The organism is Embleya sp. L77, from assembly GCF_055557415.1.
On the sequence record NZ_CM145709.1, the window covers coordinates 5,327,528 to 5,347,036 of the forward strand.

Here is a 19,509-nt window from a genome sequence, read left to right on the forward strand (position 1 = left end):
GGGCCCGTGGCAGCGCAAGGCCGCAGGGGCATGTCCATCCACCAGTCCATGCTGTTCGTGGGGCTGGGCGGTACCGGATGTCTGATCGGAGCCGAACTCGAACGACGGCTGCGCGAGGAACTGTGCGGTGCCGACGGCACCGGCCTGATGCAGCGGCTCGGCGGCCAACTGGCTCCGTACCAACTGCCCAACTGCATCCAGTTCGTCTACGCCGACCTGAACGAGAACGAGTTGCAGCGCCAGCGGCTGCGGGCCGCGCCGCCCGCGCACCGGGCCGCCGCGGACCGCAACGCACACCTGACCACCCAGCTGGTGCCGCCGCTGAACACCTATCCCGAGGTGGCCCGTTCGCTGCGGATCAACGCGGCGGAGGAGACCATCCCGTGGTTGCCCGCCCGCGAGGGCGAGCCGCGGGTGACGCCGCTGCGGCGCGGCGCGGGGCAGTTGCCCACCGTCGGGCGCGCGGCCCTGTTCGAGACCTTCCGGCACGGACTCGCGCCCGCGATGGACCCGTTGCGTCGTGCGGTCGGCCTGATCAGCAACGGCAACGACCACCTGATGGCGCTCAGCGGCAGCCAGAACAACCGCAACACGTGCGACGTGTTCGTCGCCTTCTCGATCGCCGGCGGCACCGGGTGCGGGATCTTCTACGACTACCTGCACCTGATCGGCGAGGCCTTCTCGCAGGGCTACGACGGCATCAAGATCTATCCGCTGGTGCTGATGCCGTCCGCCTTCGACGAGGAACGCGGCGGCGGTCGCCCCGCGGTGCTCAACGCCGGCCGGGCGCTCCTGGACCTGTTCCAACTGGTCGACGACCAGAACGGGCAGTACGCCCAGGAGGAACTCGACACCGGGCTCGGCGCGCCGGCGGGCAACCTGGCCGTGCGCTATCCCGGTCTGGAGTCCACCCGGCTCAAGGCGGGCACCGTCCAGACCGGCTTCCTGTTCAGCCGCACCAGTGGGATCGAGCGCGAGGACCTGCACCGCTCGGTGGTCTCCCTGGTCATGTCGCTGATCGGCACCGGACTCAACCCGGGCGGGCCCGAGTTGGAGAACGCGGTCATCCAGGGCGACCTGTACCAGTCGTTCGCGGACAGCTTCATCAACGAGGGGGTCCGCCGCGAGGTCCCGGCGCCGAGCGGGATCGGCGCGTGCGGGGTGTCCACCAGCCTGGTCGCCTCGATGACCGTGCCGGTGGACGAACTCGCCGACATCGTCGCCGGCCGGATGCTCGCCCAGGCCGTACGCGAGCTGACCTCGGACGTGCGGGTGTCCTCCGAGGCCAACCTGGAGCAGATCAAGTCCTTCATGTCGGTGTCCGGCCTGGGCGAACTGTGGTTGTGCGCACCGCCGCACGTCGCCGACCCGTCGCCGGCCAAGGGCGCGGCGGGCATCATGCAGGCGCTCAACGCGCGAACCCGGGCGATGGAGCAGGCGCTGCGCCAGCAGGAGGCCCAACTGCGGGCGCACACCGCACAGTTGGCCGAGGAGTTCAACCACGCCCGAGGGATTCGGCAACTGCTGTCCGAGGGCGACCTGTTCCGGGCCCGCCGGGTGCTCTTCGGCGACCGGCGGCTGTACAGCGACACGGACCGGCCCGGGGTGGCCGGGCTGCTCGCGCACTGCAGCACCGAGCCGACGCCACCGCCCGGGATCACCGTGAACGCGCCGCACATACCGGCGATCAAGGACCGCGCGGGCGGGGTGGTCAAGGCCAAGTGGGGCGATCCCGAGGTGCAGCGTGCGCTGAGCGCTCAGCAGCAGTGGTTCGAGTGGCGCTCGCGGCGCAACTGGCATGCCCAGTGGGGCGCTCAGGCCGAGGTGTGGGACCGCAAGATGGTCTACCTGCGGCACGTCGTGGACGGCCTGGGGCAGGCCTTCAACGACCACCGCGACCAGGAGGAGGCGAACTTCGGCCGGGCCACCCGCGAGTTGTACCGGCAGCGCTCCGGGGTCTCCTACCTGCTGCCGCCGCAGGGAAACCTGGAGTCGTTCTACCGCCAGGTGCTGCGCCGCTTCGTGGATCGCGAGCGGCTGCCCGAGACGTCCGGTGCCGCGCAGATCGTCGGCAAGCTGCTCGGCGCGGGCATCTGGCAGCGCGCCTACGAGTTGGGCGAGGAGCGCGAGGGCGGCCCGGTCGCCGTCAACTACGTGCGCGACCAGATCAAGCAGCAGGTCAAGACCCTGTTCGTGCAGGCCGGCGAGCTCAACGCGCAGCCGCTGCTGCCGCCGGTGCGCGACCTGCTCACCCGCGCGGCGACCCGGCGCGGCGCCGCGGTGGGCGAGGAGGACCTCGAACAGTTCGTGCAAAAGCTCGCGGGCATGTTGCCCAACGGCTTCTCGCCCGAGGGCAGCGGCGAACTCAAGGTGCTGATCGCCCACCCGGGCACCTCGCACGACATGGAGGTGCGGCAGTACCTGGAACGCATGTTGAACATCCCCAACGAGCCGTCCCGCAAGATCGAGTTCCGCGCGGTCGAACAGGAATCGATCGTGGTGGTGCTCTTCCGCAGTGCGATGAGCCTGACCGAGGTGCCCGAGGTGCGCCAGGTGCTCGCGCAGTGGTCGCGCTCGCTGGACCGGCAGGATCCGGTCGACTTCCTCAAGTGGCGCCAGCGGCTGGGCTTCACCTACGACTGGCTGGCCACCACCGAGGGACACCGGGCGTACATCCTGCACCGGCTGCTGTGCGCGATGTGGAACGGACAGATCGAGGTCGCGCGCGGGGACCGGTCCTCGCCCGAGGTGATCGACATCCGGCTGCCGCACGGTCCGACCGTGATGAAGCTGCCGCTGCGCCCGTTCGACCGGGCCTCCTCGTGGGGCAGCCTGCTGCGCGCCTACGAGGAGTGGACGCTGACCGACGACGCGGCGGTGCGCCGGGAGTTCGCCAAGCAGCTGATGCTCACCTACCCCGAGGGCCTGGGCTCGCGGGTGCGCGAACCCTCGCCGCTGTACCGGCACTTCGTGCACGAGGTCGCGCCGCGGCAGGTCAGGGTGCTCAAGGAACTGCGCGACCGGCTGCCGGAGCGCAGTCGGGGCTGGGCGGAGGAGCTGCTGCGGCTGTGGGAGGTCACCCTGCCCGCCGCACTCGACCTGTCCTTCCCCCACCAGGGCAGCACCCGGGATTCGCTGCGCGAGCTGGAGTACGACGATCCGGTCTCGGGTCACGACGGGTTCGGCGGCGACCTGCGTGCTCGGGGAACGCGGGACCGGGACCGGGAGCGGGACGAGCGCGACTCCGGATGGCAGCGGCGGCCGGCCGAGCGGGTGCGCGACGACCGGGACGAGCCGGAGGACCGGGCCGAGCGCCGGGACCCCCGACTGCCGCGGCAGACCCGCGACGACCGCAGCGATCGGGACGACCGGGAGTGGGAGCGGCGGGCCGGGCGCGAGCCGCGCGGTCCGGTGTTCGACAAGGACGACCCGGATCGGCGGGACGGCCGCGAGCCGAGGGGGCCGAGGGCCCCGCGGGAGTGGCGGGACGAGCACGAGCCGGGCGGTCCGCCGCAGTGGCGGGACCGCGCGCCGCGTGATCCGCAGGAGTGGCGACAGGAGCGCGACCCGCACGAGGTGCCGGAGACTCGCGACCCGCGCCGGCCGAACCCGGACAAGCCCGAGCAGCGCGACCGCGGTCGCGACGATCGGGACGGCCCGGCCCGGCCGCCGACCGCCGAGCGGCGATCCCGACGCGACCCGTACGACCCCTACGATCCCTACGATCCGGGGGAGCCGCGCGAGACCCGGGTACCGCCGCCCGCCCGGGGCGCGGGCGATCCGCACGACCCGTACCGCGCCCGGGACGCGCGCGGCCCGTTCGACCCGCGCGACCCGCGCGAGCGCGGCGACGCGGATCCCGAGGACCGCACGGTGCGCCTGGACGGCCTGGACCGAACCCTGCCGCTGCCGGACGAGCACGACGACCGCGAGCTGCCCGGAGGTGGCTGGTGACCGACTCCGTCGACGCGGGCGTGCCGCGCCCGCTGGTGGTCGTCGTCGACCTGCGCACCGAATACGAGGCGGTCATGGCGGCCCGGCGGTTCGCCGACGTGCAGACCGCGTACGCGCGTACCCGGGTACCCGCCGGGACCCTGAACGTGGCCGCCGACCGGGTGCTCGTGCTCGACTCCGTGGACGAACTGGTCGCCCACCGGCGGGCGTACGAACGCATCTTCGCCAGTGACTACATCAAGGTCGTGTGCGTCGCGGTCGGCTCGCCCGTGGACGGCTCTGTCGTCCTGCGCCGCCCGGGCCAACTCGTGGGCAGCGACGCGGCCACGCTGTGGGTCGGCGACGTCCGGGGCACCGATTGGGCGCCGGGCCGGGCGCCCGGCACCACCCTGCGGCCGGACGACGCGGACGCGCTCGCGCCGCTGGTCGACGTGCTCACCGAACCGGAGGTCTTCGACCACGTGCTGACCGGCGTGACCGAGATGCCTCGCTCGATCGCCGCGCCGGGACTGAACGCGTTCGTGCACCGGATCCGCGACGATGCGGTACAGCGGGCCCGGATCCGCGCGGCACAGCGGCTGGTCGGCGCCGAGGGCGGGGTGGACGAGCCGTGGCCCGAGCCGCTCGCGGCCCTCGCCGACGGCCAGGGCGCCGGACTCGCCGCGGCCACCGGCGGCGTCCGCGAATGTGTGCGCGCCGACAGCCCGCTCGGCGCCCGGTGGGCGCACGCCGACCAGGGCTTCGGGCACGCGCAACGGAGCCTGTCGGCGCTGGCCGGTCCGCTCGCGCTGTACGGCTCGGCGGGTCGCGAAGAACCGCCGATCCACGCCCGGATCGCCGATGCCGCGACCGCGCTGGGCGAATATCGGGACCTGGTCCGGCAGACCGTGGGCCAGGGCGCGGCCGGCTTCGACGCGGACGGACGGGCCTGGCTGGACCAGGTCGGGGTGGTGATCCCCGAGCCGCCCGGACTGAGCGTCACCTCGGTGGCCGGCGCGCTGCGCGAGCGCACCGCCGCCGCCTTCGACCGACCCGAGGGGTTGCGCGGACTGGCCGAGCGGCTGCGCGAGTTGGCCGACCGGATCAGCCCCGGCGCGGGCGCGTCGCGGGCGTACGAGGTGGACCAGACCTGCTCGGACGGCTTCCTCGCGCACTACCTGCGCCCGGCCGCGTTCCCGCTCGGTCCGGCGCATGTCGGGGTCGTCGGCGGGCTGTTGGCCGGTTCGTTCCTGACCGCGCTGTGGCCCGCCTTCGCGGTGCTCGGCGCCGTGCTCGCGGTGCTGCTCGCGGTGTTCGGGTCTGCCCTGGTCGCGCTGCGCCGCCCCGATCGCCAGGGCGGCGCGATGTTGCCCGCCGAGGCGTTGTCGATGATCGTGGCGGCCGGCCTGGTCGCGCTGGTCGGCGCGGTCGGCGGGCTGCTCGCCGGGCGCGCCTGGGGGCCGCCGACCGGCGTCGGCCCGTTGGCCCTCGTGCTCGGCCTGGCGGTGCTCCTCGTGCTGCCCGGCGTGGACTGGACGGTGCGGGTGCGGCGCTGGGAGCGCACGCTGGCGCTCCGCGCGGCCGGTCGGGCTTTGCACGCACTGCACGCGCTGCTCGTGCGCACGGTGTGGAACGACTGGGCGCTGGCGGCTCCGCGCCGCGAGGCGGTGGACCGGGCGATCGTGCTGGCCGCGCTGCTGGAGGAGAGCGCCAAGGTCCTCGCCGAGAACGCGACCGCGATCGAGCGGCAGCTCGTGGGCGAGTCGGCGGCACCCGAGTCGGCCGTGACCGGGTACGGCACCGGCACCGCGCCGAGCCCCGGTCGGCCCGCGCCGCCCTCGACGCCGCCGCCGAGCGCCGGCCCGAGCCTGTACGACGTCGTGCTCGGCGACCTGGTGGACGGACTGCACGCCGCGTTCGAACCGATGTGGTCGCTGCTCGAAGGGGACCCGGCGGAGGCGTCGAGGCAGGGCACGGAACGCGAACTGCGGCGTGTGTTGCGCTCGTACGCCGACCACCTCGCGCACCACGGGATCCAGGCCGCGCCGCCGTTCGCCCGCCGTACCCAGGACCGCCCGCATGTCGGGAACGCGGCCGGCGGCGACGCGGACCGGATCGCCGGGCTGCTCGCCCAGCCCGCGGACCGGTCCATGCTCCAACTGTGCGCGACCGACCAGTTGATGCTGCTCGACCACGTCCCCACGCACATCCGCAGTGTGCGCTTCGCGCCGCGCGGGGTGCGCCCGGCGGTCCGCGAGGCGCTGCGCGAGCGCGGCGACGGCCACCTCATGGACCACGAACTGGTGTGGACCGGCGCCGGTCGGATGGCCGGCGTGCTGCGCCTGCTGCCGCTGCTGCCGGGCTCGGTGGACGACGCCCGGATGTGGGAGGAGAGCGTCGACGGCGCCCCCGGCGGCGGTCCGGACCACGCGGGCGGATCGACCGCCGGCCACGACGACGGACGGGCCTGGTGAGCGCGGTGGGCGAGTCCCGGGAGGAGAAGCTCGGATACACCGATCCCGAGGGCCGGTCGGTGGAACGCCGCGTCGAGTTCGGCCCGGACCGGCCGGTCGCTCCCGGCCGCCCCTTTCGGGTCCGCGACGTGCGGGACGTGGAGGACGGCAGCACGTTCGTGCAAAAGCGCCTGGGGCCACTGGACGCACGTCGTCGGGTCGGCGCGGAGGCGGGCCTGGAGACCGAGATCCGGGTGCTGCTGCGGCTCGCGCGCACGTTCGGCCCGGCCGGCCATCCGCGTGAGCTGGCCCGGATCGCCGGGCACGACTTCGACGGCGTCGAGCCGTTCCTGCTGCTGGAGGCGGTGCCCTGCCCGCCGGCCGAGGACGTGGTGGGCAAGCTGCTGACCGAGGAGCAGGACGCCTTTCGGCGGGCGCTCTTTCGTACCGTCCGCCACCTGGAGACGGCCGGCGTCGTGCACGGCGACCTGACCCCCACCAGCGTGCGCTGGCAGCGCGAGCAGCGCCGGTTGTACATCGCCGACTTCGACCACGCCGCCCTCGCGGGCGAGCCGCGCAGCAGCCTGGGCACCGCGCTGTGGGCCGCGCCGGGCCCACTGCGCGGACCCGGACCCGCCGACCCGCGCGACGACCTGTGGTCGGCCGCGCAGGTCGCCTACCACGTCACCACCTCCCGCCCGGTCCGCCAGGGCATGATCCCGGTCGGTGTGGAGAGCCAGGGCGTACTGCTCGACCTGTTCCAGGGGGTGTTCGAGCCGGACGCGCAGCGCCGGCCGGGCGCGGCGGAGGTGCTGCGTCGGCTCGCCGAACCGGACCCGTACGTGCACGGCCATGCCCAGTACGACCCGCTCGCCGAGGGCCGGCGCGGCTACGAGGCGGCCCTGGAGCGCAAACGGCAGCGCATGCCGCTGGAGGGGCAGCCGTCGCCGACGGCCGCGTCCGACGGCCCGCGGTCCGCCTTCGTCCCGCCGCCGGCCGGCATCCCGCCCAAACCGGCGAATCCGCCGGTGTCCGAGCCGAGGCCGGGCCGGTTCCGGCTCTTCGGAAAGAACCAACCGAGTTGAACGCGACGGCAGGTGAGGTCGGCTGATGTTGCATCAGATCGTGTACCGCTGGGACCCCGACGGGCTGCTCGGGCGCCGCGGCATCGTCCCGGTCGCCACGTCCCTGAGCCGCGACGAACTCTTCGGCTGGCACACCCGCACCCGGCTGGCCGACGCGGTCACGATGGACTACGGCGACCCCGCCTGCCCGGCCTCCAGCGTGTGTCTGCTCGACACCCCGCTGGGCGTCGCCCTGGTGCGCCGCGCGTTCACCGCGGACGCGCGCCGGCAGCGGCTGAACAACTCCGCGCACGTCCTGGTCGGCCCCCGGGACAGCATCGCGCCGTTCGACGCCATCGCGTGGGGCGCGCTGGAGGCGCGTGCCCCCGGCGCGCTCGACCCGGACCGGACCCCGGCCGGCTACGGCCTCCAGCCGCTCGCGGACGAGCGGCTGGCCGAGGCGTTCGAACTCGCCGCCGGCGGCCTGCACGAGCGGGCCCGCCGGCTCGGCGACCCGCTCGAGGTGTTCACCGCAGCGGTGCTGCGCCGGCCCCGGGCCAAGGTGGCCCTGCTGCCGGCCACCGCCGAGGACGCCACGGCGCTGCTGTGGGGCCTACAACACCTGCTCACCGCGCTGCTGCCGGGGCCGTGGACGTTCTCCACCTTCGAGGTCGACGACACGGCTCCCGACCCCCAGGGCGCACCCCGGTTCGTCACCCTGCCCCGGGTGCCCGGCGCCGGACCCGGGACCCGGGTGCGGGTCGATCTGACCGGACGCGACGAGCCGTTCGACGCGCATCGCGAACTCGCCCGGCGGATGGTGAAGTACTACGTGGCCGAAGGGTGGGCGGGCTTCCACCGGCTGCTCAACGTGCCCACCGAGGTGCACACGCTGCCCGAGGGGACCCGGGTCGAGGAGATCCGGGGCCGGCTGGACGCGCTCGGCGCCCGTCGGGAGGCCCGGACCAAGCCGAGCGAACCGCGCGAGCCACGTGAACAGCCGCGCGAACCGCGTGAACAGCCGCGGGAGCCGCGTGAACGGCCCGAGCCGCGTGCGGCCCGAGCGGAGCCGCCGGAGCCGGGCACCCGCGAGATGCCGCGCGTGCCGCCGCGGACACCGTCCTCCACCGCACCACCGGCCGCCGGCCCGGCGACCGGCCCCATCGACCCGAATCGACCCGAGGTGCGCTGTCCCTATTGCCTGGACCTGATCCGGTGGAACGAGAACGACCTCTACGAGCGCGACGACCGGCTGCGCTACGAACGGGTGGACCTGAGTACGGTCACCGACCCGGTCAAGCGGCACGACCGGCTGCGCGCGACCTTCATGCGCTGCCCCAACCCGGCCGGGGACGAGGAGCGCGAGCACTACCTGCCGACCAATTACCTGATCCACGAACCGCCGCTGGTGATCGGGCTGATCGGTGACGGTCTCTCCGGCAAGACGCACCTGCTCGCCGCGATGATCGCCGAGATCGACGCCGGCGGATTGCGTCCGTACGGCGTGACGCACGCGCCGGTGGATCCCGACCAGCATCAGGACTACCTGCGCACCCGGGTCGACCCGCTCCAGCGCGGGACGATGCTCGCGACCACGGTCAACCACCAGGGCAACCTGGTCCAGTTCGCCGACGCGCTGCTGCTGCGCTCGGCCGGCCGGACCCGGCCGATCGCCTTCTTCGACGTCAGCGGCGAGGACCTGGCCAGGGGTGGTCGGGAGATGCAATTCCTGGCTGCGGCCGACGCGTTCGTGTTCGTGGTGGACCCGGTGGTCGCGGTCGACCTGCCCGAGTTGCGCCGGCTGACCGGCGACGGCGAGGACGCGCCCGGCGTCCGCCGGGGCGACCGGACCTTCGCCGCGGTGATGGACCGGCTGCCGCGTACCGCGGAGTTGCTCGGCCAGCCGGTCGCGGTCGCGGTGACCAAGTCCGACCTGATCCGGTTCGAGCCGCCCGTGGACGCCTGGTTGGGCTCGCACCCGCCCAGGCCCGGTCGGGTGGATCCGGCACGGGTGGCCGCCGAGAGCCGCGACGTGTACTCGTTCCTGTACGCCCACGACGCGGTGGCCTGGCTCAGCCCGTTCGAGGAATTCCGGCGCTGCACGATGCATTTCGTGTCGGCCACCGGTGCGCGCGATCGGGACGGCCGCTTCCCCGGTGGCATCCGGCCGCGTCGTGTTCTCGAACCCGTCGTGTCGATCCTGGCGATGTGCGACATGCTCGATCAGGCCGGGGTCGAGCGCGTGGGGGTGTGAGATGGCGTGGGAGACCGGAGCGGACGAGCGGGATCCGCTGGACCAGGTCGTGTACCGCTGGAGCTACGGGGACCTGTTCGGCCGCCAGGGCATGGGCCCGGTCGCCGGCTCGCTCGACCGCGAGCTGGTCCAGGAGTGGGACCGCGGCCTGAACAGCCATGTCTCGATGGACCGTTCGCTGCCGGAGACCCCCGAATGGAGCATGTGCCAGGTGCACCTGCCGGGGGAGCGGCATGCGTTGATCCTGCGCGAGGCCGCGATACACGCCAGCAACCGGCCCGGCAACAACGCACACGTGCTGCTCGACCCGGAGCGGATGATCCGGCCGCACACCATGCTGGCGGCGGTGTGGCTGCACGACCGCTATGGCGGCGGGCTGACCGGATCGGGGATCCCGAGCTCGGACGTGCGCGACGACGCGGCGCTGGGCGCGGTGTCGATCCGCCCGGAGGCGTACCGCGCCGACGTGCACGAGACCATCCGCGCGCAGGCGCGGGAGAACGCGGAACTGGTCGAGGTCGTGCTCGCGGCGGTGATGCGCAACGAAGGGCACAAGTTCACGCTGCTCACCGAGCATGTCGGCGAAGGCGTCGTGTCGCTGCTGTGGGGAGTGTTCGACCTGGCCCGGTGGGTGGCGCCGGGCGGCAGGACCTTCTCCACGTACGAGACCAGCGACGCGGCGATGAAGCCGAGCTTCGTGCTGGTGCCGCGCTGGCCCAACACCCCGGAGCCGGCCAACCGGGTCCGGATCGACCCGCGCGCCGAGCCTGGACAGGACGTGTTCCGCCGGGCCGCGCGGATCCTGGTGAGCCGCTACTGCGCGTGGTCGTGGGACGAGATGCTGGGCACGCTGCGGGAAGTCGACGACGCGGTCGGCACCCACGCGTCGAACCTGGACCGCGCCGACCACGTGGTCGGCCTCGCCCGCGGGGCCACGCCCCCGACGCCGGCGGCCGGCCCGACGTCCCGGGACGACCCGGCGAGCGGGGTGGACAGCCCGGTCGTGGGGTGGTCGAAGCTGGGGTATTCGCAGGACCTGGGGACGGTCGAGTACACGGACACGTTCACCCAGGAGCACGACGAGCACGACGAGCACGACGAGCAATTCGAACAGGGTGAACAGGGCGGATCGGGCCGGTACTTCGATCCGGACGCGCCGGACCGGGCGGGCGGCTACGCGTGGGCCGGGCGGGACGCTCCCGAAGCCGGGGACCTGGAGGACAGGTTGGCGGCGTGGACCGGCCGGGTCGGCAGTGGTCCCACCGTGTCCGGGCCGACCCGCCCGGCGTCCACCGAGCCGACCCGCCCCGGCGTCGGCGGGCCGATGGGCCGCCCCGGACTGCCGCAGGACCCTTCGGCCCGGTCCGCGCGGGGCACGTGGGACTGGGACGTGTGGGACGAACTGATGGCGACCCGGGACGGATTGACGGCGCTCAGGCAGGCCGCCGAACTGATGGCCGAGAACGGCGGCCAGGAGACGCCCAGGGTCGGCAGGGCGATCGATCGCGCCGACACCGGCTCGCTCGCGGCGGCCCTGCTGCTCGTCGAGCCGCCACTGCTGGAAGCGGTGATCTGGCGCCTGGCCGTGGAGGTCGATCGCGAGTACGCGAATCCCCGCCGCGAATGGCGCTCCCTGCGCGCCTACGGCGAGATCCTCGGCCGACTGCACGAGGGCATACCCGTCCTCGCCGGGTGCGACGTGGAGGAGGAACTGCTGCACGTCCTGCTGGAGAAGATGGCGCGGATGGTCGCCCAGGACAGCGACCGCTTTCCGCACTTCGTCGCCGGCCTGGCGGGCACGGTCATGCGACTTCGCACGTTCGACGGAGACTGGACGCCGTACCAACGCATCCTGGTGCGTGCGATGTCCACCACCGACTGCTACGGGCTGCTCCAGCGCGAATGCGGCCGGCTCCTGTTCGAGGAACTCGGCATCACGCCATGACAGGATGGAAGCGTAGCCAGCCATGACGCCACGGGCGGCGCAGCCGCGAGGGAACCATCCGCCGGTCGCTGCCGACGCGGGCGGGTTTCGGCAGATCGTCTACCGACGTCAGGACGAGAGCCTGCTCGGTGGGCGTGGGCTGGGGCCGATCGCGTCGTCGGTGTCCCGGGACGAACTCCTGGGTTGGCACGACGACTTGCGTGAGCATGTGGCGGTCGACGTGGACGACCGGGGGGCGCCGGTGACCAGCGTCGCGCTGGTGCACACCGGTCGGGGCGCCGCGGTGATCCGACGCGAGTACGTGGTCGAGGGCAACAACGCGCGCGTGCTCCTCGACCCGGGCCGTGACCTGGGCCCGCATCGTGCGCTGGTGCTCACCCAGGAAGCGGTGTGGGCGGGCGAGCCGGCCCTGGAGGACATCCCGCGCGGCTACGGACTGGCCCCGCTCGCCCGGGACGTCGTGGAGGCGGCGCTCGACGGGCACGCCGAACGGCTGCGTGGGCGGGCCCGTGACCAGGCCCACCTGCTGGAGGTCGCGGTGGCCGCGGTGCTGCGGCATCCGAGCCGGTTCTTCTCGTTTCAGCAGGCGGACGTCGGGATCGACCCGGTGCCGGTGTTGTGGGGGCTCTCCGATCTGCTGCCGCGGCTGGTTCCGGGGGCCTTCACGTTCTCCACGTTCGAGACGTTGGACCACTCGGCCAAGCCGAGGTTCGTGGTGCTGCCGCGCCGGCCGCGGGACGCGCAGCCGTGGGCGGGCCGCTATCGGCTGCTGGCCAGGGACGAGCCCAAGGCGGGTTCGGATGTGCACGCGCACGCGGCGGCGCTGCTGGTGAGCCGGTACATCGACACCGACTGGTCGGGCGTGCACCAACTCCTGGAGGGCATGCTCGACCTGCGCCGGCTCCCGCACGAGCGGGCCGAGGAGCGGTCGCGGGAGATCTGCACCCGGTTGGGCCGGTGGACCGCCGCGCCCCGGGTGCCGGCCGCCGAGCCGGCGGAAACCGCACCGACGCCGACCCGCACGGCCCGGGTCGAGTCGACGGCGCGAACAGAGCGGACCGAGCGGACCGAGCGGACCGATCGCGTCGAGCGGACCGATCGCGTCGAGCGGGCGGAGCGGATCGAGCGCACGGAGCGGGCCGAGCGGGTCGGGCGCGAGCCGCGGGTGGTCACGGTGGCCGGCGCCGCCGAGGAGGAGCCGGCCTTTCCGTACACGGCGGAACCGGCCCGGACGACGGTCTCCGCGAAGGAGCGGGTGCCCCGCCCGACGGTGGCCGCGAAGACGCCGCCGGAGCCGGCGCGGGCGACCGAGCCGGTGCGCGCGGTCGAGCCGCCCGAGCCGACCGAGACCCCGGACGTGATCTGGTACGCCGACGACGGCGCGGTGTTCGAGGAGATCGAGGACGCCTTCACCGGGCCGTGGCCGGGCTTCGAGGAGGAGCGCGGCGAACTGCCGATACCCGCGCTGCCGCTCACCGATGACGACCCGGACACCGACCCGGACGCGGACCCGGAGCGCGGCGTCGGCGGCGCGACGGGGAGCCCGCCGACGCCGGGCGCGCTGCCCGCCAGTGCCGGGAACGCGCCGTGGAGTGCGTGGGCCGAGTACGACATCCCGGACACCGAGGTGGACAAGATACGGCGCGCGGTCAAGCGGCTCCCGGACAAGCCCACGCTGCGCGAACGCGCACTCGGCGGCGGCGCGGCCAAGACCGAGGTCGCGGGCATCGACAACATCGTCACGCTCGCGGTCGCGCTGCGGCTCGCCGACCTGCGGGTGTTGCCGGTGATCGCGGACCGGCTGACCACGCGCCTGGAACAGCGCCGCCGGCAGCTCGCGCCGGAGGCGTGGAACCCGGGCGACCTGCTGGCGATGCGCGAAACCCTGCTGGACGCCGAGCAGTTCGGCGACCGCCTCGAAGCGGCCGGCGCGGGCGACAAACGCATCCGCAAGCTCCTCGAACAGCTGCTCGTGGTGGTGCTGGCACCCAAGACCGACACCAAGGGTGTGCTGCGCCAGATCGCGATCTGCGTGCTCTCCGACCGCCGGGACCGCTCGCCGAACCCGCTGATCGAGGACATCCTGCTGAACTCCCAATGGGGCGAGGACTTCCGCACCGAACTCGGACGCCGCTGGGCGGAGCAGAACCCGCCGCGCTGAACCCGCCGCGCTGAACTCGGCGGGCGGCGCCGGCCGCACGGGCCGGCCGAGGCCGGTCGGCGGCGCCGCGCGGGCCGCCCGGGCGGGCCCGCCGCGTACGCGTCGGGACGCCCGCCGGGCCGATGGGCGGCACCGGCGGGCGGACCCGGGTTCAGCGCTGTACGGTCCAGCCGCCGGCCCGTAGCGCCGTCGTCAGCGCCTCGGCCCGCCGCGGGTCCACCTGAAGCTCGACCAGACCGGCCGGGCGACCCTGGGCGTGGTCGATCCGGATGTCCTCGATGTTGACCTCGGCCCGGTCCACGTCGGCGAACAGCCGGGCCAACTCGCCCGGCCGGTCGGGGACGACCACCGGGACGGCCTCGTACCGGGCGGCCGGCTGCCCGTGCTTGCCCGGGATCCGGCCGTGCCCCGCGTTGCCGCGCCGCAGCAGCGCCTCCACGCCGCGCGCACCCAGCTCGCGCTTGGCCTCGTCCTCCGCGCCGAGTGAGCGCAACGCGCCCACCACGGTGTCCAGGTCGGTCGCCAGCCCGGCCAGCACGTCCGCGACCGCGTTCGCGTTGGCGCCCAGGATGTCGATCCACAACCGCGGATCCGAGCCCGCGATCCGGGTCACGTCCCGCACCCCCTGGCCCGCGAGCCGGGTGTCGGTGTCCTGCGCGTGCTCCAGGCGCGCGGCCATCAGCGCGGACACCAGGTGCGGCGCGTGCGAGACGAGCGCGACCGCGTGGTCGTGATCGCGCGGCGCCATCACCACCGGCACGGCGCGACACAACGACACCAACTCCAGCGCCCGGTTCAGCGTCTCGGTGTCGGTCTCGGACGAGGGGGTGAGCACCCACGGCCGGCCGTCGAACAGGTCGGCCCGCGCCGCCAGTGGCCCGGAGCGCTCGCGCCCGGCCAGCGGATGGCCGCCGATGTAGCACGTCGCGTCGCAGCCCAGCTCCGCCATCTCCCGGAGCGGCTGCTCCTTGACGCTGGCCACGTCGGTGTATCCGAGCGCGAGCCGCTCCGCCTGCACCAGCCGCAGCGTCTCGGCGATCCGCCCCGGCGGCACCGCGAGCACCGCCAGGTCCACCGGCTCCGGCGGCGTCGCCTCCAGACCCGCGCCCATCGCCGCCGCCGTCTGTACCGCGGTGCTGTCCCGGTCGCGCAGATACACGGTGACCCCGCGGGCGGTCAGCGCGAGTGCGACGGATGTGCCGATCAGTCCGGTGCCGACCACGGCGGCGGTACGCACGACGGGAACTCCAAGGGGCGGGTGACGGAATAATGGGGGAACCGATCAAGGCTATCCGTGACGGTACCCTCGGGCGGTGTCCTATCGCCCCGCGGCCTCGACTGCGCCGCCCGGTTCGGCAATACCCGTGACGGCCCCCGTGCCGGCAACAAGCGAAAGGTCGGCGACCGTGGAAGCCCGTACGCCGCTCGCGACCGTCGTGGTCGCCATCGACGGTCCGTCAGGGTCCGGCAAGTCCAGCGTCTCCCGCGCGGTCGCCGCCCGGCTGGGCCTGCGCTACCTGGACACGGGCGCGATGTACCGGGCGATGACGTGGTGGATGCTCGGCAACGACATCGACATCCACGACCCCGCCGCCGTGGCCGCCGTCGCGGACAAGCCGCAGATCGTCTCCGGGACCGCGCCGGACGGCCCCACCATCACGGTGGACGGTCGGGACGCGGCCGGCCCGATCCGTACCGACGAGGTGACCAAGGCGGTCAGCGCGGTCAGCGCCGTGCCGCAGGTGCGCACCCGCCTGGTCGACCTCCAGCGGGCCGTGATCGGCGCGGGCGGCATCGTGGTCGAGGGCCGCGACATCGCGAGCGTGGTGGCGCCCGACGCGGCGGTCAAGGTCTACCTGACCGCATCCGAGGCGGCCCGCGCCGCACGCCGCAACGCCGAGCTGACCGGTACGCAGGCCACCAGCGTCGAGGCGACCCGGGCCGACCTGGCCCGCCGGGACGCGCTGGACTCCGGTCGCGCGGTCGCGCCCGCCGGGATGGCCGAGGGCGCGATCCTGGTGGACACCACCGAGCTGAACCGCGACCAGGTGGTCGACCACCTGCTCGCCCTGGTCGCGGAACACGTGCGGTGACCGCGGCCTTCGGGAGCACCTCGAAGCCCCCGCTCGCCGGGGCCGCGCACTTCATCGGCGAACCGCTGCTGCGCAGCTTCTGGCGGGTGCGCGCGCTGGGCGCATGGCACGTGCCTATGGCCGGCCCGGTGATCCTGGCGGGCAACCACGCCAACTTCGTCGACGGGCCGATGCTCTTCGCGTTCGCGCCGCGGCCCACGCAGGTGCTGGTCAAGCGCGAGATGTTCACCGGCGCGCTGGGCCCGGTACTGCGCGGGATCGGCCACATCCCGGTCCAGCGCGGAGTCGCCGACCGCAAGATGATCACCGATTCGCTCGACGTACTGGCGGGCGGCGGCGCACTCGGCGTGTTCCCGGAGGGCACACGGGGACAGGCCGACTTCTCGGCAGTGCACAATGGACTTGCATATCTGGCATTGCGCTCCGGGGCACCCATCGTCCCGGTGGCGTGCCTCGGCACCGGCGCGCGGGGATCCTCGATCGGTGCACTGCCGGGTCTGCGCTCCCGGATCGACGTGGTCTACGGCAAGCCCTTCCAGGCGGTCGAGAACGCCGACCGCCGGGCCACCCGCAAGGCCGTCCAGGCCGCGTCCGACCGCATCGTCGAACGGCTCACCGCGCACCTGCGCGAGGCCGAGCGGATGACCGGCCGCGCCGGCTGACCACGATCTTCACCCGTACCGCTACCCGAACGAGGAACACCCCCATGGAGCAGCACGCCGACGCCACGACCGAGGGCGCCTTCGACCCGGAGGCGTGGGAGGCGGGCTACGACCCCGAGGAATGGGTCGACCCGGAAGGGGACACCCCCGACCGGGGCGAGCACGGTGACGAGTCCGGCGGACCGCTGCCGGTGCTCGCCGTCGTGGGCCGCCCCAACGTGGGCAAGTCCACGCTGGTCAACCGGATCATCGGGCGCCGCGAGGCGGTCGTGGAGGACACCCCCGGGGTGACCCGCGACCGCGTGTACTACGAGGCCACCTGGAACGGCCGACGGTTCACCGTGGTAGACACCGGCGGCTGGGAGCGCGACGTGGTCGGGATCGACCTGTCGGTCGCGGTCCAGGCCGAGTACGCGATCGACTCGGCGGACGCGGTGATGTTCGTGGTCGACGCGATCGTCGGCCCCACCGACAGCGACGAGGCCGTCGTCCGGGTGCTGCGCAAGTCCGGCAAGCCGGTCGTGCTGGCCGCCAACAAGGTCGACAACATGGCGCAGGAGGCGGACGCCGCCGCGCTGTGGTCGCTCGGCCTGGGCCAGCCCTGGCCGGTCTCCGCCGTGCACGGCCGAGGCAGCGGCGACCTGCTCGACGCGGCGCTGGCGATCCTGCCGGAGGCCCCCGCGCAGCGCTTCGGCGTGCTGGAGGGCGGCCCGCGCCGGGTCGCGCTGCTCGGCCGCCCGAACGTGGGCAAGTCGAGCATGCTGAACAAGGTCGCCGGCGAGAACCGGGTGGTCGTGGACAAGGTCGCGGGCACCACGCGCGACCCGGTCGACGAGCTGATCCAGCTCGGCGGCAAGACCTGGAAGTTCATCGACACCGCGGGCATCCGCCGGCGGGTGCACCTGACCCAGGGCGCCGACTTCTACGCGTCGCTGCGCACCACGGCCGCGCTGGAGAAGGCCGAGGTCGGGGTGATCCTGATCGACGCCAGCGAGCGGCTGACCGAGCAGGACACCCGGATCATCTCGCTCGCGGTCGAGGCGGGTCGCGCGATCGTGATCGCGTACAACAAGTGGGACCTGATGGACGAGGAGCGCCGCTACTACCTCGAACGCGAGATCGAGCAGGACCTGGTCCAGGTCACCTGGGCGCCTCGGGTGAACGTCTCGGCGCTGACCGGCCGACACATGGAGAAGCTGGTCCCGGCCATCGAGACCGCGCTGGCCAGCTGGGAGAAGCGCATCCCCACCGGCCAGCTGAACGCGTTCCTGGGCACGCTGGTGGCCTCCCACCCGCACCCGATCCGCGGTGGCAAGCAGCCGCGCATCCTGTTCGGCACCCAGGCGGGCACCAAGCCGCCGCGCTTCGTGCTGTTCACCAGCGGCTTCCTGGAGGCCGGCTACCGCCGCTTCATCGAGCGCCGGCTGCGCGAGGAGTTCGGCTTCCCGGGCACGCCGATCGAGATCCGGATGAAGGTCAGGGAGAAGCGCGGTCGCAACAAGACCGGTCGCTGAGGCCGGTTGCTGCGGCTGGTTGCTGAGGCCGGTTGCTGAGGTCGGTTGCTAAGGCTGGTTGCTGAGGCTGGTTGCTGAGGTCGGTTGCTGAGGCTGGTTGCTGAGGCCGGTCGCTGACCGTACCCACGAGGAGGGCCCGAACGCCGGCGGCGTTCGGGCCCTCCTCGGTGTTTCCCGTTGTTTCCCAGGCGCGGGCGCACTAGAGCGGCAGGTGGCCGTGCCCGCCGGGGACGTGCGGGCCGGGGACGCGTGCGGGCTGGGCGGGCACCAGGGAGGCGCCGCGATGCCGGCCGTACGTGGTGTAGCCGCCCTGGGTGGGCAGCGAGAAGTTCGGGAACGGTGGATCCTGCGCGTACGAGTGGCTGATCGCCGCGGGCGGGCCGTAGGACGGCCGGCTCGCCGCGAAGTCCTCGTTCGAGCGCTCGTGCGGGACGGCGCGGAACATCCGCCGCCACTCGGTCTCCAGCGCGTTGTAGATCGGTGTCAGAACGTCATGGGTGGGCGCCGCGGGAGCCCCGACGGCGACTACGGGATGGCCGAGGGCCCGGCTGCTGATGGAGTCGTCGAAACTGAACACACCAGGCCCAACGACCGGAACGCCCGCCGGTTGCGGGGGTGTGTTGCGGGGATGTCGAGGGAGGGTGGGGTGAGGTGGGGGGCGGGGGTGCGGGGATGCGGGGGTGCGGTGAGGTGGGGGCTGCGGGGCCGGCCGAGCGGAGTCGCGGGCGTGGCAGGCCCGGGCGGCCGGGGTCGCGGGTGTGGAAGGCCGGGGCGGCCGGGGTCGCGGGCGTGGCAGGCCCGGCCCACCGGGGTCGCGGGGTGTGGAAGGCCGGGGCGGCCGGGGTCGCGGGTGTGGCGAGGCGGGGGTGCCGGAGTCGCGGGCGCAACGTTGCTGCTTGTTGGGCGCCTTCGGCGCCGGCTCGCGAGGCACCACTTTTTTCTCTCCCCCGCTTCGCTCCTCCGAGAAAAAAGTGGCCCCTCGCTCGGGACGGTGTGTCCCTCCGCTTCGCTCCGGGCCACACCGTCCACAATTTGCGGCTCCGCCGCTCTCCGCGCTTCGCGCGTCGATCACTGGGGTGGCCCGGGTCGGGGGCGCTGACGCGCCGAGCCGTGGCCTGACCCGTTGGGTGTGTTCGGCGTTGGGTTGCGCCGTCGATGCTTGCGGGTGCGCGGCTCTTCGGGCTGCGCGCGTCGATCACTGGGGTGGGCTGGGTCGGGGGCGCTGACGCGCCGAGCCGTGGCCTGACCCGTTGGGTGTGTTCGGCGTTGGGTTGCGCCGTCGATGCTTGCGGGTGCGCGGCTCTTCGGGCTGCGCGCGTCGATCACTGGGGTGGGCTGGGTCGGGGGCGCTGACGCGCCGAGCCGTGGCCTGACCCGTTGGGTGTGTTCGGCGTTGGGTTGCGCCGTCGATGCTTGCGGGTGCGCGGCTC

At 73.7% G+C, this 19,509-nt stretch carries 11 protein-coding genes; 9 read left to right on the forward strand and 2 right to left on the reverse strand.

What is annotated here, in order from left to right; translation table 11 throughout:
- Positions 1–6: 6 nt before the first annotated feature.
- From ACZOOI_RS22875 to ACZOOI_RS22900, 6 genes are read left to right on the forward strand one after another with little or no spacing between them, the layout of a single operon-like run.
- Positions 7–3,954, forward strand: a complete 3,948-nt coding sequence (locus tag ACZOOI_RS22875; protein ID WP_465277560.1) for a tubulin-like doman-containing protein — start codon at positions 7–9, stop codon at positions 3,952–3,954.
- Positions 3,951–6,407 (forward strand): hypothetical protein, encoded by a 2,457-nt coding sequence (locus ACZOOI_RS22880; protein WP_465277561.1) that lies wholly within the window; start codon positions 3,951–3,953, stop codon positions 6,405–6,407. Before ACZOOI_RS22875 ends, ACZOOI_RS22880 begins: the two co-directional genes overlap by 4 nt.
- On the forward strand, positions 6,404–7,471 hold the full coding sequence (locus ACZOOI_RS22885) for a protein kinase domain-containing protein (RefSeq protein WP_465277562.1): 1,068 nt from the start codon (positions 6,404–6,406) through the stop codon (positions 7,469–7,471). The genes ACZOOI_RS22880 and ACZOOI_RS22885 overlap by 4 nt, the downstream gene beginning before the upstream one ends.
- A gap of 25 nt (positions 7,472–7,496) precedes the next feature.
- Complete coding sequence (locus ACZOOI_RS22890; protein ID WP_465277563.1) at positions 7,497–9,704, forward strand: TRAFAC clade GTPase domain-containing protein; 2,208 nt, start codon at positions 7,497–7,499, stop codon at positions 9,702–9,704.
- A 1-nt stretch (position 9,705) separates the two neighbouring features.
- Complete coding sequence (locus tag ACZOOI_RS22895; protein ID WP_465277564.1) at positions 9,706–11,649, forward strand: hypothetical protein; 1,944 nt, start codon at positions 9,706–9,708, stop codon at positions 11,647–11,649.
- 22 nt (positions 11,650–11,671) lie between these two features.
- Positions 11,672–13,810 carry a hypothetical protein gene (locus tag ACZOOI_RS22900; RefSeq protein WP_465277565.1) on the forward strand — a complete coding sequence of 713 codons (2,139 nt, stop codon included), beginning with the start codon at positions 11,672–11,674 and terminating at the stop codon, positions 13,808–13,810.
- Between the two features lie 151 nt (positions 13,811–13,961).
- Here ACZOOI_RS22900 and ACZOOI_RS22905 read toward each other — a convergent pair whose 3' ends face one another.
- Positions 13,962–15,047: a prephenate dehydrogenase gene (locus ACZOOI_RS22905; protein WP_465277566.1), complete on the reverse strand. Its 1,086-nt coding sequence runs from the start codon at positions 15,045–15,047 to the stop codon at positions 13,962–13,964.
- Positions 15,048–15,216: 169 nt separating this feature from the next.
- Here ACZOOI_RS22905 and cmk point away from each other — a divergent pair, with 169 nt between their 5' ends.
- From cmk to der, 3 genes are read left to right on the forward strand one after another with little or no spacing between them, the layout of a single operon-like run.
- The gene (gene cmk / locus ACZOOI_RS22910; protein ID WP_391586924.1) at positions 15,217–15,903 is read left to right on the forward strand and encodes a (d)CMP kinase; all 687 of its coding nucleotides are present in this window, start codon (positions 15,217–15,219) and stop codon (positions 15,901–15,903) included.
- A complete protein-coding gene (locus ACZOOI_RS22915) occupies positions 15,900–16,565 on the forward strand; it encodes a lysophospholipid acyltransferase family protein (protein WP_465277567.1) in 666 nt (221 codons plus the stop codon). The genes cmk and ACZOOI_RS22915 overlap by 4 nt, the downstream gene beginning before the upstream one ends.
- Positions 16,566–16,609: 44 nt before the next feature.
- Positions 16,610–18,079, forward strand: coding sequence for a ribosome biogenesis GTPase Der (der, locus tag ACZOOI_RS22920; protein ID WP_465277568.1), 1,470 nt, complete (start codon positions 16,610–16,612; stop codon positions 18,077–18,079).
- A gap of 199 nt (positions 18,080–18,278) precedes the next feature.
- On the opposite strand, the gene ACZOOI_RS22925 is transcribed toward der, so the two are convergent.
- Entirely contained in the window at positions 18,279–18,656 is a 378-nt protein-coding gene (locus tag ACZOOI_RS22925; protein ID WP_465277569.1) for a hypothetical protein, read from the reverse strand.
- Positions 18,657–19,509: the final 853 nt, after the last annotated feature.

Bases quoted from the DNA above. Each gene is read 5' to 3' on its own strand.
- ACZOOI_RS22890 (WP_465277563.1), top strand. From the start codon at position 7,497: ATGTTGCATCAGATCGTGTACCGCTGGGACCCCGACGGGCTGCTCGGG.
- ACZOOI_RS22895 (WP_465277564.1), top strand. From the start codon at position 9,706: ATGGCGTGGGAGACCGGAGCGGACGAGCGGGATCCGCTGGACCAGGTC.
- ACZOOI_RS22900 (WP_465277565.1), top strand. From the start codon at position 11,672: ATGACGCCACGGGCGGCGCAGCCGCGAGGGAACCATCCGCCGGTCGCT.
- der (WP_465277568.1), top strand. From the start codon at position 16,610: ATGGAGCAGCACGCCGACGCCACGACCGAGGGCGCCTTCGACCCGGAG.